The organism is Neobacillus cucumis (genome assembly GCF_002860255.1).
In the GTDB taxonomy this organism is placed as follows: domain Bacteria; phylum Bacillota; class Bacilli; order Bacillales; family Cytobacillaceae; genus Neobacillus; species Neobacillus cucumis_A.
On the sequence record NZ_PGVE01000078.1, the window covers coordinates 72490 to 86603 of the forward strand.

A 14114-nucleotide genomic window follows, 5' to 3' on the forward strand; every position below is an offset into this window, starting at 1 on the left:
GATTAGCAGGTTAGGAGTGGAGGAGTAGACATGAAAAAGGTAGTAGTAACAGGTGGAAGTGGACTTTTAGGAACGGACGTTATAAAAGAATTTTTAGATCATGGTTATGAAGTAGTTAATGCAGATATGAAATATCCTAAACAAGCTCTTTGTCGGACAGTTATTACAGACTTAACCAATTTAGGAGAAGTGTATGGAGTTTTAGCTGGTGCAGATGCCGTCGTACATCTTGCAGCGATCCCGGTTGCTTACTCACATCCAAACGAAGTGACCTTTGAAAACAATGTCTTGTCTACTTATAACATTTTAGAAGCCGCAGGGAACCTAGGAATTAAAAAGGCTGTTATATCATCAAGTGAATCATCTTATGGTATTTGTTTTTCAAAGCAAAACTTAGCTCCACAATATGTACCAATCGATGAGAATCATCCACAACTGCCAGAAGAAAGCTATGGATTATCCAAAATTGTTAACGAGAAAACGGCTGATATGATTCATCGAAGAACAGGAATGCAAGTTGTATCCTTTAGATTAGGAAATGTTATTTCACCAGAAATGTATAAAAATTTCCCTGGATTTATTCATGACCCTGAACAACGCAAAACCATTCTTTGGAGTTATATTGATACAAGAGATGCGGCAACCGCCTACCGTCTAGCTATTGAAACGGATGGACTGGGCTCCGTTGCTCTTAATATTGGTGCCGATGAAACAAGTATGGATATTGAAAGCAAACAACTGATGGAAACTTGTTTTCCTGCTGTAAAGGATTTCCGTGAGGATTTATCTGGTTTCGCCCCATTATTAAGCAATGAAAAAGCCAAAAAGCTGCTAAATTGGAAGCCTATTCATAAATGGAGAGAGTACGTTAAGCTTTAATTGTAGATGCACGGGGACGGTTCTCATGCTTTTGAAGCATGAGAACCGTCCCCGTGTTTAGTGTTTATTTCAAGAGCTCCCCAAGAGGTCTATACATCCAGTCTATAAATTGAGTAGGTCCAGGCATATCAGGGAAAAATAGCATGAGGAGTGCCAGAATCCACCCCAAAATGGATAGTGCTAGGAGTGCTGCTTTTTCTTTTACTTGTTTTTGCTTTAATCTGGATGATTGAAAAAGGATGATTACAATAATTAATGCGGTACATCCTAGTACAGTTCCCCATTTCATTCTTCTTTCACCTCGTTCTTAGGAAATTTAGGATTAATTGAGTTCATTCCTTGTCTGCGAACATGTGATTTTATATCATACGAAACTTCTACATCTGGATAAATTTTATCCCAATTATTTTTCTCTCTTTTCCATATCTTAGGGTATTTCCGGTGGAAGGCTTCGGCAAATCCAAAAATATCAGCTTTCATATCCTTTTGCACAACATGAAGTGCCACTTCTACTTTCTTTTCAATTCTCTTCTCCAAAAGTTTTTGCAGCTTATTTGCTACTTTAGGATTGGAGGCGTCTAGAGGTGTGGAGTTTTGTATAATATCGTTTTCTGTTGTAGCTTTAAAGACTATTTTCCATTTACCATTTTCAATTTTGGGAATTAACTCTGTCTTGACATTAAGAGATTTCAACGAAATATATCCATCCGTTTCCTCCGGTTTCAATGAAACAGTGGAAAGCTCGATTTCATCTCTCAACCATAAGACCCCTCTTGTCACCGAATCATCAATATGGCCAATCATCTTGTCTTTTTTAAAGATGGCTGTTCCAGTAATATAAGCAATGGTTTGTTTTCCTTTGCCCTTTTCCGGAGGAAGGATCTTTATCCAAGGAACCCCAAGGTCACCAGATTCACTAATCATCATTTCCGCCAAATCTTTTGTCGATACATCCATTCCAATCTTTAGCGATACCAACTCTCTGAGCACTTCTGAAATATCACGCTCAAGCGGGGGCAAGAGGCTTAAAACCTTTTTCGCCTTTACCGAACTAATGAATATATTTGTACTTTCGCGAATTTGCGGATAGCGCATGATAAAGTCAATATGTGAGCCAATACCATCTTTGGCAACCTCCTCATCAATAATGAATACTTTACATATTCCCCAAAAAATTTGACGCGGAAGAATTTCCTGAAGTTTGGACATGGCTTCAGCAAGTGTTTTACCTGTTGCCTTTCGTACGAATGTTTTTACACTGCTGCTCCCGCCTGTCCCTTGTTGCACGATCTCCCCTTTTGGGACAATGGTAAGAACAGTAAGCTCAATCGTCCCATCTGATTTTTTATCAATTCCTGCTGCTGTTACCAGTGCCAAATCGTTTAGTTCCTGCCGGTCCCAGCAGCCGCTTAGAAAAACATTTGATAGAATCAAAAGAAATAGAACTAAATATCTAAAAATGGGGTGATTCATCCTGCTGTTTTTCCTTTCTTCTGATTCAATCTATTTTTAACTAATGCAATGAATAACATAATAACAGGTAAACACACTTGAAAAGTTAGTAAATAAAAAGGGGCTGTCAAACTAAGAAAGTGAGCTAGTTCTTGCAGACTGGCTGCCGACCATTTTCCCATCAGAATCAACAAAAGACCTGTCGGTAAAACTAATGGCCGGAAATCAGACAGTTTCAACCATTGAGCCATCCCAAGCACCAGGGCATAATAAAAGACTGTAATTTTAACAAAGGCGCCCGCTACCCAAATGGCCATAACTACTGCTTCCAAATGTTCAAAAAATTCAGCAATACTTATGTACCTTGCAGCGATCATTACGGGATAGGTTACCACTGAATTCAATTTTCCAAGTAATAACAGCGTCATAAAATTAGTAATAACCATAATAAACATCACACTCAATACTGACAACATTCCCCATTTCAGTCCCTTTTCTTGATCGGTTAAGTAGGGAAGAAAAAATGAGATGACAATATATTCACTAAACCAGCTTTGCGGGACAACGGAGCCAAGTAATGAAGGTTTTAGTCCGTTTTCCAAGATAGGAAACATATGGTTAATATCTAAATCCTTAAAGAGCAATATAAAAATGGTTAGATAAAGAAGGAGAACAACTGGTACGATGATTTCAGAACATCTCCCAATTACTTCCAGCCCTCCGTAGACAGCAAAAGCGGATACGGCCACCATAGATCCTAAAACCACCACCATTGGAGTGAGGTGAAGGAATGTACCTGAGACAAACTCGCCATATTCTCGGATAATAATGCCGGTTAGATGCAAATAATACAGCAAATAACAAGCAGCAATTATTTTTCCTATTATTTTTCCAAGTATTTGTTCGCTGAATTGTATTAATGTGTCTTTAGGATAGAGCTTATGAAGACGGTAAGCGATATAGACAACGATAAACCCTGTAACAGAAGCCCAGATCGGGGACAGCCAGAGGTCCTGTTTTGCATGTTTCGCTGTTATGGCAGGAACTAACATGAGAACGGTTGCCAGAATAGCAGGATTCATCATGATGGCCATTTGAATAGAAGATATTTTCCCGCGTTCAATCATAGATACAATTCACCTCCCTATTCCGTTTCATTATCAGGTCCCGGTCTGAGTCCTCTTGCCTGGCGATACTTATTATATTTTCCTGTCAGGTGTGGACGCTGTCTAAGAGACCACCAAGGAGCTCTAATTAAAACATCTTTTGTTCCTGAGCCCTTTAATGGGGCCATTGGAGCCAGATATGGAACACCGAATGAACGTAATGTACATAAATGAACAATAATGAAAAGAATACCGAGCATGATGCCAAGCAGTCCCAGTGTTCCAGCGAAAAAAATCATCGGGAAACGAAGCACTCTGATGGCAATAGAGGCATTGTAGCGTGGGATGGCAAAGGAGGCTATCCCAGTAATCGCAACGACCATTACCATTGGAGCCGAAACAAGCCCCGCAGAGACCGCCGCATCCCCGATTACCAGTGCTCCGACAATACTGACTGCAGAGCCAACTTGTTTTGGCAGCCTAAGACCGGCTTCTCTTAGGGCTTCGAACGTAATTTCCATTAAGAGGGCCTCAATAAGAGCTGGAAAAGGCACCTTTTCTCGTGACTCCGCAACGCTAAGCAAAAGTGTGGTTGGAATCATCTCTTGATGAAACGTCAGAATTGCCACATATGAGGAAGGAAGAAGCAGTGCAATTAGTAAAAAGCAGTATCTCAGCCAACGAATTAATGTTCCAATCATAAATCGTTGATAATAGTCTTCTGGTGACTGAAGCAAGGAATAAAATGTAACAGGTGCAATAAGGGCAAAGGGTGTACCGTCTGTCAATATGACTACCCGGCCTTCAAGAAGATGCGAGGCAGCTGAATCCGGGCGCTCGGTATTGATCATTTGCGGAAAAGGGGAAAAAGGATCGTCCTCGATAAATTCCTCAATATAACCGCTTTCCAAAATACCGTCGATATCAATTCGGCTTAATCTGTTCTCGACCTCTTCTACCAGCGTATCATCGACAATGTCTTTCATATACATATAGACCACCTGGGTTTGACTATACTTTCCCAGAGTGATGGATTTCATTTTTAAATCAGGACTTTTGATTTTACGGCGCAAAAGGGAAATATTCACTCCTAAAGTTTCGGTAAAACCATCCCGGGGTCCACGGATAACGGCTTCAGCGATTGGTTCCTCAACAGAGCGTTTCTCGCTTTTAGATAATCCAACTGAAATACCTTGCGTTTGTCCGTCAATTAGAATGGCAGGGTTTCCTGTAGATATCTGTTCAATAATGCCAGCAAAAGTATCTAAGTAAATAATTTTTGAAACAGTTAATTTCTGTTTGAGAATGACCTCTGTGTCTGCTTGTAATCGTTCATCTCTTTCCATTAATGGTTTAAGCACACTATGGTCAATCTCTTCAATGTTTGCCAACCCTTCTAAATAAATGAGGATAGCTGCGATGTTACCGCCTAAAGTAAAATTTCGAAAGATTACATCAGGACAATCTGTGTAGATAGATTTTAGAACTGATTCATTTTCTAATATGTTTTTAGCAAGAAAAATTTTTTCTATATGGTTTTCTGCCTCATCATTTTGTGGTTTTGACTCATCTGAATCAATTCCTTTGCGTAAAATGCTAAATAATTTCATCGCAACTGCCCCGCTATACTTTGATTGTGATGCATGTAGCAGGAAATATTTTAAGGAATTCCTACTTTTGTTTTATTTTGACACCTAAATGGTTTTTTTATCCAAAGAACTGTTTGTTTGAGATGTCTTTATTTGTCACTTGAATTTAGAGAACTGTCGTTAAGAATCACTTTTTGTATGAAAGTAATGATTTAAATATCTGACTAGTCTGAATATAATAGGGACGAAGACCTATTTTCAAAAAGGAGGATTAGTTATGAAGCTAAAGCGGTTTTCTTTTATCTTAGTGTTCATGCTGATATTGAACACACTCGCTGCTCCGCTTGCGTTTGCAAAGGGGACAGTTGAATCAAAACAAAAACTTAACATTGTTGCCTTGGGAGATTCCATTACGTTTGGATATCCACCTCCATCAACAACCGCCTTTCCTGATTTAATTACAGGGGCAAAAAAAGTAATAAAGTTTGGCGGAAGCGGTGCAACTTCTACACAATTGTTAGCAGTGATCAATTCGAATTCAAAAGACTTTAATCACGCACTAAAAAAAGCCGATGTTATTACGATTAATATCGGAAGCAATGATTTCATGCAGGCAACTGGAGTAGCAGGTCTTTTTGCAAAATTACAGCCATTGGTGCCAAACCTTGAGGCCAATATAGCGAATGGCGAATTGGCAAAAGCAATAAGTTCCTCACCAATTACACCTCTCACTCCACAGCAGCTAGCATTGTACACAGACAATTTAACAAAGATTATTACTGCTATTAGGAAACAATCAGATGCTCCTATTATTTTATATAACTTGTATAATCCAATCGTTTTAGGTATTAACAGTACTCTAGATGGGTTGTTTCTTGGACAGTTACATATCTTTATTGAAGGTAATCTTGCAGGTGTAAACAGCTTGATCCAAACCGCAGGAAAGGGAAAAGGAATCTATGTTGCGGATGCCTACTCAACTTTTAAAGCAAACCCAGCAGCATATATTATTCCTTTTGATATCCATCCAACATTAGCAGGTCATCAAGCCCTTGCATCATTGGCTGATGCGAAGCTTACATCAATCACGGAACTTGAAAGAGAGCATGATAGAGATAAGGATAATTGTCATAGGTAAATTTTCAAGTAAAAAAGAGGCAAAAAATCGTCAAGGATGATTTTCTGCCTCTTTTATCTTTCATTTAATAAACGACAACGGGTTCATTTTTGTTTAGAGTATCATACACGACCTTCATCGCACTGGATGGCGTGTTGACACAGCCACCCGACCCTTTGGTAAGGTAGGCATTACTTGCCCAGTTCCTCCGCCAGCTGGCATCGTGGAACCCGCATCCGCTGAGAGTAAATGGGGCCCAATATTGGACCTTAACGGAATAATTTGGGTTACCTACTTCACTGCCCTCGAGTATAGATGGTGTTTCTTTATACATGACATACCAAACTCCCGGTGGAGTATCTTCATGGGTGTTATGTCTGCCTGTTACGACATTGGTTGTATAGGCCAATTTTCCATTTTTATAAAGCCAAATACGTTGTTCTTTAATGGAGACCTCTGCATAAGTACTGCCAATGCCATTGTTGGTTGTCGCGTTATAGCCTGTACCGTAAGTACTCCAGCCAGTCCCATAAATATGGTCAGCATCAAGTGCCTTTTCTCCTTTTTCAAAGGCTTTTTGAACTCTCTTTGTTTCTTTTGTGACATTAATGGCCCAGCCATAGGATTCACCTTTTACTGAAATGACTGAACCCGAATGGGTTTTAAAGGTAAAATTTTTATTTAATGTTGATTGAGAATCATTAATCTTAGTTATCTTATTCTTAATATCAGCCGGGTCAACTGTAATGTGCATATCTTTTGTCACGGATGCATTTGTAATAACCTCCGTGCCTTTTAAAGAATAGACCTTGTCTTGAACTTTATAATCAACCGTTCGTTGAATCAGTTCCTCAAGCAGTTGCTTTTCTTTTTTTACAATCGGACTAGCCTCTTTAAGCGGCTGTAAGTATTCAGGACTAAGATGGATTTCACTCGTATATTCCTGTTTTTCATAATTCTTTATTAATTGAGGAACATTATATTGTTTTCCATCAACGCTTTTGGAAACAATGATTTTGCCTTGTTCTAAACGCGCTTTTGCATCCTTAGGTGCTAGTAAGCTCTTATTCAACGAGATAAGCTTATCCTCTAGCTGTTTTTTCAGTATTTGGCTCCGGTATTGATCTGCTTTGGCTGGCAGCAATGAATAATTTTTTGCCTCCTTTGATGGCAGGATCGTCTGCTGCTTTTCTAATAATTCCTTCACATTAGCCAAATCATTTTTACCAAATTCCATTTTTGTATCTTTTCCATCGAAAATTTGGTCTTGTCCGACATAGACTTCGTTTTTTAATACAGTAGATTTTAATTTTTCCAATGCCTGATCAGCCGTTAGTCCACCGACTTTTGTATGATTAATTGTTATATTGGCATTGAACTTGGTTGACTGGTGATAGTAGACACCTGCAGCAGCCAAGACAATAATAACAATAAGACTGCTAACCATGATTTTTTGACTTTTACGCAAGACCTTCACCTCGAGGGCAATCAAAATAGTTACAATATTAAAACTATTTTGATTAAAAATCTAGTAATCTATAAGAGTATTTATTACTATTTCTATTATACCAAGATAATACCAAAATCTCACTCTAATGGTTTTATTAATTATTAAAAAGAAAAGGGACATTCTTCATGGAATGTCCCGCTAGTGTGGAGATGTATTCATTTAGAATTAAATTTCTCTGGATACGCCCTTTGTTGTCCATGTTTTTTGCCATGAGAGCTTTGCCATCAATATAATGACTAAACCAGCTAAACCAATTCCTGCATAAACCAAAAAGCCTGGTGCATACGTACCTGTTATTTGTTTGAGTGTTCCAAGTATATTAGGTACAAAGAATCCGCCTATTCCTCCTGCTGCTCCCACAATTCCGGTAATCCTCCCCATTTCTTCTTTAAATCTGTGAGGAATTAATTGGAAAACAGCCCCATTCCCCATTCCAAGGAAAAGCATGCCAAAGAATAATAAAGTGGTTACAAGTGCGAGTGGTGGAAGCTGGCTTACTCCGAACATACATAGAGCCACAGCAATGAATAAAAAGGTTAAAAGACGGACGCCTCCTATTTTATCGGCAATGGCCCCGCCAACCGGACGGAAAAAGCTGCCGGCTGCTACACAAAGTGTAACAAAGTCACCAGCACTAACCTTAGATAATTGATATTGATCAACAAAGAAGATGCTTAAAAAGCTTGATAATCCGACAAACCCACCAAAGGTAACACTGTAAAGTAAGCAGAAAAACCAGGTATCTTTCTGTTTAAAAAGGGTGAAATATTTTGCGTTCTCCTTTGATGAAGGTTGAGCAGGTGCATCTTTAGCCATCAACACATAAAGGACAAAAACAATAGAAAGAGGAATAAGAGCTAATCCAATCACATTATGCCAGCCAATATTTTCAGCAAGACGCGGGCCGAATAGAGTTGCAAATAGAGTTCCGCTGTTACCGGCCCCGGCTATCCCCATGGCTAATCCTTGTAAATGCGGTGGATACCAGCGGCTTGCCATTGGGATGGCCGCTGCAAAACTTGCCCCTGCTACCCCAAGCAGGATTCCAATCAAATAAAGTTCGGTTAAGGTCTGTCCAAATAACCAGCCCCAAACGAGAGGCACCATCGTGACTAGCATTCCGATAATGGCTGTTTTTCTCGGGCCAATTCGGTCGGTTAGGACACCAAGGATTAGACGGAAAAATGATCCGCTCAGGATAGGCACCCCGACAATAAAGCCTTTTTGTGCAGGAGATAGACCGAAGTCTTTCGTAATAAAAACCCCTAGAGCCCCTAATATTACCCAAATCATAAAACTAACATCAAAGTATAAAAATGACGCAACTAATGATGGCGCATGGCCACTTTTTTTAAGCTCGGCTAACTTCATAATTGTACTTCTCCTCCTTTAAGATTCAATATCTAGATACCAACTGCCTTTGCCTTCGAGATCTTACTACCAGCCAACATTAGGCTTTTTTGAAAAAACAACCTTTCCTACCAGCAGCAAAAATGAAAATAAATTAATTTTTTTAACCATATAGGACCTCCAACTAATTTTTATTTTTTTGCATGTTGTTAGAATAGTCTGTCAATGCGGCTTTGTCATGAATGTTGTGAGGTCTTCTGACATAAAAACTTTCGTGTTAGGAAATGTAACATGAATGATTTCTATGAGGAGAACTTATGAAATAATAAACGATATTCATGGCTATGGAAGGTACTCTTACAATGCTGGAGGTTTGTTATGAAAAAGCAAAAGCTAGTATTAGTAGGCAACGGAATGGCAGGTGTCCGTTGTATTGAAGAAATTTTAACACTGGATCCCGGTGCTTTTGATATTACGATTTTTGGCAGAGAGCCTCATGTGAACTATAATCGTATTCTTTTGTCCAGTGTGCTGCAGGGCAGTGTATCAATTAATGACATTTTCATAAATGATCACAAATGGTATGAGGATCATCATATTCAACTCTTTACAGGGGAAACCGTGGTAAAGATTGATAAGGAACATCAAATGGTGATGACAGATAAGGGTCAGAAAGTCCCCTATGACCGGCTGATTATTGCGACTGGTTCTATCCCGTTTCTCATTCCGATACCTGGTGCTGAAAAGGATGGAGTGACCACATTTCGAACGATTGAGGACTGTCAGACACTCATGGAAACAGCGAAGCACTATAAAAGGGCAGCGGTGATTGGCGGCGGTTTATTAGGTCTAGAGGCGGCAAGAGGATTAATCAATCTTGGAATGGAAGTAAGTGTCATCCATAATGGCGCTTATTTATTAGAAAGGCAATTAGATCAGACAGCAGCTAAAGTGCTTCAAGAAGACTTGGAAGAACAAGGAATGAAGTTTCTTTTTGCAAAAAAAACTCAAGAAATAATCGGAAATCATCGTGTGGAAGGACTAATCTTTAGTGATGGAACTAGGTTAGACGTCGATTTAGTCGTAATGGCTGCAGGAGTGAGGCCGAATGTTCAGTTAGCCAGGGAAAGTGGAATAGAAGTGAATCGTGCCATCCTCGTCAACGATTTTTTACAAACAAGCGTTGAAAACATCTACGCTGTCGGAGAATGTGTGGAGCATCGCGGAAATGTATATGGGTTGGTAAAGCCGCTTTATGAACAAGGGAAGGTATTAGCCCAGCATCTTTGCGGCAGGGAGGACCAAGGGTATGAGGGTTCTGTTCTATCGACACAATTAAAAATATCTGGTATCGATGTTTTCTCTGCAGGGCATTTTTATGGAGATTCCAACTCAAAGTCCATTCAATATTATGATGAAGTTCGTCGAGTTTATAAAAAAGTAGTCTTTCAGGAAGATCGAATGATTGGCGCGATTCTTTATGGGGATACAAGAGATCGTACGAGACTGCTAGATATTATTCATAATAAGAAAGATGTGTCAGACCTTAACAAACATGCCTTGTTTCATGCCGATCCTGAGTCTTCAGTTGCAGCCATGTCTTTAAATGAAATGATTTGTAATTGTAATGGAGTAACGAAGGGTGCCATTATCGAGGCTGTTCAAACAAAAGGATTAACCACTGTGGAACAAGTAAAAAAGTGTACAAAAGCTTCGAGCTCTTGCGGAGGCTGCAAATCCTCTGTTGCGGAACTTCTAGCCTATATAAAAAGTGATGAATGTAATGAAAGTGTTAAGCCGAAAACCATGTGTGCCTGCACTGCCTTGACAGAAGATGAGGTGGTTCAAAAGATGCAGCTGCTTGGCTTGAGTAATCTCCAAGAAGTAATGGAAAAACTGAATTGGAAAAATAAAAATGGCTGCAGTACATGCCGTCCGGCAATCGAGTACTATTTAGGAATGATTTACCCTGAATATGAAACCAAACAGGAAGTTTATTTAGAGAATGAACAGATGAAGGCCATTGTTCAGGTGAATGGTACCTATACAGTAATCCCTCAAATGTATGCGGGGATCACATCTGCGGAACAGCTGCGCAACATTGCAGATGTAGCTGAGAAGTATGGAATAACAAATATGGCAATTACCAGTGAGCAAAGGATTCATTTAATGGATATAAAAAAAGAAGTCCTGCAGGGAGTTTGTGCTGACCTAAAATTGCCTCTAAGCACCACCTTTGGCCATATGGTGCAAAATATAAAAACGTGCATCGGAGAACATGTTTGTCATTGTGATAAACAGCGATCCCTAGGCTTAGCTGTCACACTTGAGAGAAACCTAGAAGGATTAAAAACCCCCTACCGTATAAAAATGGGAATCTCTGCGTGCATGCATAATGGGGCTGGCTCTACCACAAAAGATATCGGAATCATTGGAATGGGCAGAGGCTGGGAAATCTATGCAGGCGGCAGCAGCGGTAGAGTTGTTCGCACAGGAGAATTATTAACCGTTGCTCCTTCTGACGAAGAAGCTGTTGAAATCATCATGGGGCTGATTCAATATTACCGGGAATCAGCCAATTATCTGGAGCGTACATGGCAATGGTTAGAAAGAGTAGGATTAATCCATGTGAGGGAAGTCTTATTTGACCAAGAGATCCGTCAGGAATTGTTAAGGCGCTTGGATGAAGACCTGTCGGTGAGAAAAAAGGTTTTACGATAAAGATGGAAGAGGAAGAAGGTGAGAAATCTTGACGGAATTGATGTTAAAGTATTTTCGGACAAAACAAAAAGAAGTTCAAAAGGAAAAAATATATGAAACCCAATGTCCCTATTGCAGTATGCAATGTAAGATGCAATTAATTGAACAGTCTGTGGTATCGAGGAAACAATATAAAACGGTTGGGAAGGATAATCCCACCACCCAGGGCCGTATATGTATTAAAGGCATGAATGCCTATCAGCATGCGTTTAATAGGGAGCGACTAAAATATCCCATGTTAAAGGTAAATGGGGAATTTGTTCGTATTACATGGGAGCAGGCATTAGAGTATATAAAAAATAATTTTACTAGAATACAAGAAGAAGATGGGCTGAATGCCTTAGCAGTCTATGGAAGTGCGTCGATTACTAATGAAGAAGCATATTTGCTTGGAAAATTTGCCCGCGTGGCATTAAAAACGAAATATATCGATTATAATGGCCGGTTATGTATGTCAGCTGCAGCATCAGCTGCCAGTCAAACGTTTGGCATGGACAGAGGCTTCACCAATAGCCTGTCTGAAATTCCATTTACCCGTTGTATTATTTTAGCAGGGACCAATATTGCTGAATGCCAGCCAACCATCATGCCGTATTTTGAGGAAGCGAAAGCAAACGGTGCCTTTCTTATCGCGATAGATCCACGAGAAACAGCAACCACAAAACTCGCAGACCTTCATTTAAAATTGAAACCGGGAACAGACGCAGCATTGGCAAACGGTCTATTAAAGGTCATTATTGAGGAAAACTATGTGGATGATGCCTTCATTCAGGATCGTGCGCAGGGTTTTCAAGAGGTTAAAGAATACATTACTTCATTGGATTTAGAGGAGATAGGGGAAATAACGGGAGTTCCTATAAGCCAGATTCGAAAAGCAGCGGCCAAGTTTGGAAAAGAAGAAACAGGAATGATCTTTACTGCGAGAGGAGTCGAGCAGCAAACAGATGGATCATCCGCTGTCCGTAATTTCCTTAATATCCTTATTACTACAGGCAAACTAGGAAGACCGAATTGTGGTTATGGAGCGATTACAGGACAAGGGAATGGTCAAGGGGCTAGGGAGCATGGACAAAAGGCAGATCAGCTCCCCGGATATCGATCCATTGAAAATGAAGAACACCGGGAATATGTAGCAAGTGTATGGGGAATCGATCCTGCTGAGTTACCGGGAAAAGGGGTCTCGGCTTATGAAATCATGGAGAAAATCCATGAGGGGGAAATTACCGGCATGTTTTTAATGTGCTCCAATCCTATTGTCTCTAACCCAAATGCCCCTTTTGTCAAGAATGCTTTAAAGAAATTAAAATTTTTAGTTGCGGTCGATTTATTTGTTTCAGAAACTGCCAGACTAGCAGATTTAATATTACCGACATCTTCTTATCTAGAGGATCAAGGGACCATGACAAATGTAGAAGGAAGAGTCACATTAAGGGAAGCGAGCTGCCCGCTTCCGGGAGAAGCCAAACATGATTGGCAGATCATTGTGGATATTGCCCATGCTCTCGGAAAGGAAAAATACTTTTCTTTTTCCTCTGCTGAAGAAATTTTTAATGAGCTGCGATTGGCAAGCCAAGGAGGAATGGCGGATTATTATGGGATTACCTATGAACGGTTACGAAAAGAAGGCGGCATTTTGTGGCCATGTCCCGACCTTCTGCATAAAGGGACCATGAGACTTTTCGAAACTTCCTTTGCTCATCGTGATGGCAAGGCAGTGATGGCAGTGGTGCCAAATAAACCAGTTGTACCAAAAGAAGAGACAGGTAAAGAGTACCCATTGTATTTAACCACAGGAAGAGTCATGTCCCATTACTTAACGGGGGTCCAGACAAGGAGAAGTCCAGCCTTGGCTGCCAGAAATATTGAATCCTATATGGAAATTCATCCACAAACGGCGGAGGAGTATCAGATCCCCGATCAGTCTTTAGTGAAAATTGAATCACGAAGAGGGAGTATCATCGTTAGGAGTAAATATTCGGAGGCTATTCGTCCAGATACCGTTTTTGTCCCTTTTCATTGGGCAGACTCACAAAATGTGAATAATCTGGTGGGAAAGGAATTAGACCCTGTCTGCAGAATGCCTGGATTTAAATTAAGTGCTGTTAAGGTATCCCCGGTAAATGATGTATATGCCAATTAAATAACTGAAAGAAAGGTGCAGGTTTGGGCTCTGCACCTTTTCTTGTTTCACTCTCTCCTAAACTCTACCAGTTATTCTAGCATTCCTCTATTTATATAATTAATATATAATAAAAATATTAATTTATCTAATTGTGAGATAGAAAGGGTATTTTTATGGAATTAAGACAGTTAAAATACTTTATTGAGGTTGCTAGATTTGAGCACTTTTC

The 14114-nt window shown here is 39.8% G+C and carries 10 protein-coding genes; 4 read left to right on the forward strand and 6 right to left on the reverse strand.

Annotated features, from left to right (window positions below):
* Positions 1 to 30 precede the first annotated feature (30 nt).
* The gene (locus CVD27_RS21090; RefSeq protein WP_101650188.1) at positions 31 to 879 is read left to right on the forward strand and encodes an NAD-dependent epimerase/dehydratase family protein; all 849 of its coding nucleotides are present in this window, start codon (positions 31 to 33) and stop codon (positions 877 to 879) included.
* 64 nt (positions 880 to 943) lie between these two features.
* Here the strand turns inward: CVD27_RS21090 and CVD27_RS21095 are convergent, their stop codons facing one another.
* The 4 genes from CVD27_RS21095 to CVD27_RS21110 are packed head-to-tail and all read right to left on the reverse strand — an operon-like array spanning position 944 to position 5047.
* Positions 944 to 1168: a hypothetical protein gene (locus CVD27_RS21095; RefSeq protein WP_101650190.1), complete on the reverse strand. Its 225-nt coding sequence runs from the start codon at positions 1166 to 1168 to the stop codon at positions 944 to 946.
* Positions 1165 to 2352: a Ger(x)C family spore germination protein gene (locus CVD27_RS21100; protein WP_101650192.1), complete on the reverse strand. Its 1188-nt coding sequence runs from the start codon at positions 2350 to 2352 to the stop codon at positions 1165 to 1167. The genes CVD27_RS21095 and CVD27_RS21100 overlap by 4 nt, the downstream gene beginning before the upstream one ends.
* The gene (locus tag CVD27_RS21105; RefSeq protein WP_180960392.1) at positions 2349 to 3458 is read right to left on the reverse strand and encodes a GerAB/ArcD/ProY family transporter; all 1110 of its coding nucleotides are present in this window, start codon (positions 3456 to 3458) and stop codon (positions 2349 to 2351) included. Before CVD27_RS21105 ends, CVD27_RS21100 begins: the two co-directional genes overlap by 4 nt.
* A gap of 17 nt (positions 3459 to 3475) precedes the next feature.
* The gene (locus CVD27_RS21110; protein WP_101650194.1) at positions 3476 to 5047 is read right to left on the reverse strand and encodes a spore germination protein; all 1572 of its coding nucleotides are present in this window, start codon (positions 5045 to 5047) and stop codon (positions 3476 to 3478) included.
* Positions 5048 to 5303: 256 nt separating this feature from the next.
* On the opposite strand from CVD27_RS21110, the gene CVD27_RS21115 reads away from it, so the two are divergent.
* Positions 5304 to 6164: a GDSL-type esterase/lipase family protein gene (locus CVD27_RS21115; RefSeq protein WP_101650196.1), complete on the forward strand. Its 861-nt coding sequence runs from the start codon at positions 5304 to 5306 to the stop codon at positions 6162 to 6164.
* Positions 6165 to 6228: 64 nt separating this feature from the next.
* On the opposite strand, the gene CVD27_RS21120 is transcribed toward CVD27_RS21115, so the two are convergent.
* Complete coding sequence (locus tag CVD27_RS21120) at positions 6229 to 7590, reverse strand: L,D-transpeptidase family protein (protein ID WP_101650211.1); 1362 nt, start codon at positions 7588 to 7590, stop codon at positions 6229 to 6231.
* Between the two features lie 228 nt (positions 7591 to 7818).
* Entirely contained in the window at positions 7819 to 9024 is a 1206-nt protein-coding gene (locus tag CVD27_RS21125; protein WP_101650198.1) for a nitrate/nitrite transporter, read from the reverse strand.
* 357 nt (positions 9025 to 9381) lie between these two features.
* Here CVD27_RS21125 and nirB point away from each other — a divergent pair, with 357 nt between their 5' ends.
* Positions 9382 to 11724, forward strand: coding sequence for a nitrite reductase large subunit NirB (gene nirB / locus CVD27_RS21130; RefSeq protein WP_101650200.1), 2343 nt, complete (start codon positions 9382 to 9384; stop codon positions 11722 to 11724).
* Positions 11725 to 11752: 28 nt separating this feature from the next.
* Positions 11753 to 13903, forward strand: coding sequence for an assimilatory nitrate reductase catalytic subunit NasC (nasC, locus tag CVD27_RS21135; protein WP_101650202.1), 2151 nt, complete (start codon positions 11753 to 11755; stop codon positions 13901 to 13903).
* Positions 13904 to 14114 lie beyond the last annotated feature (211 nt).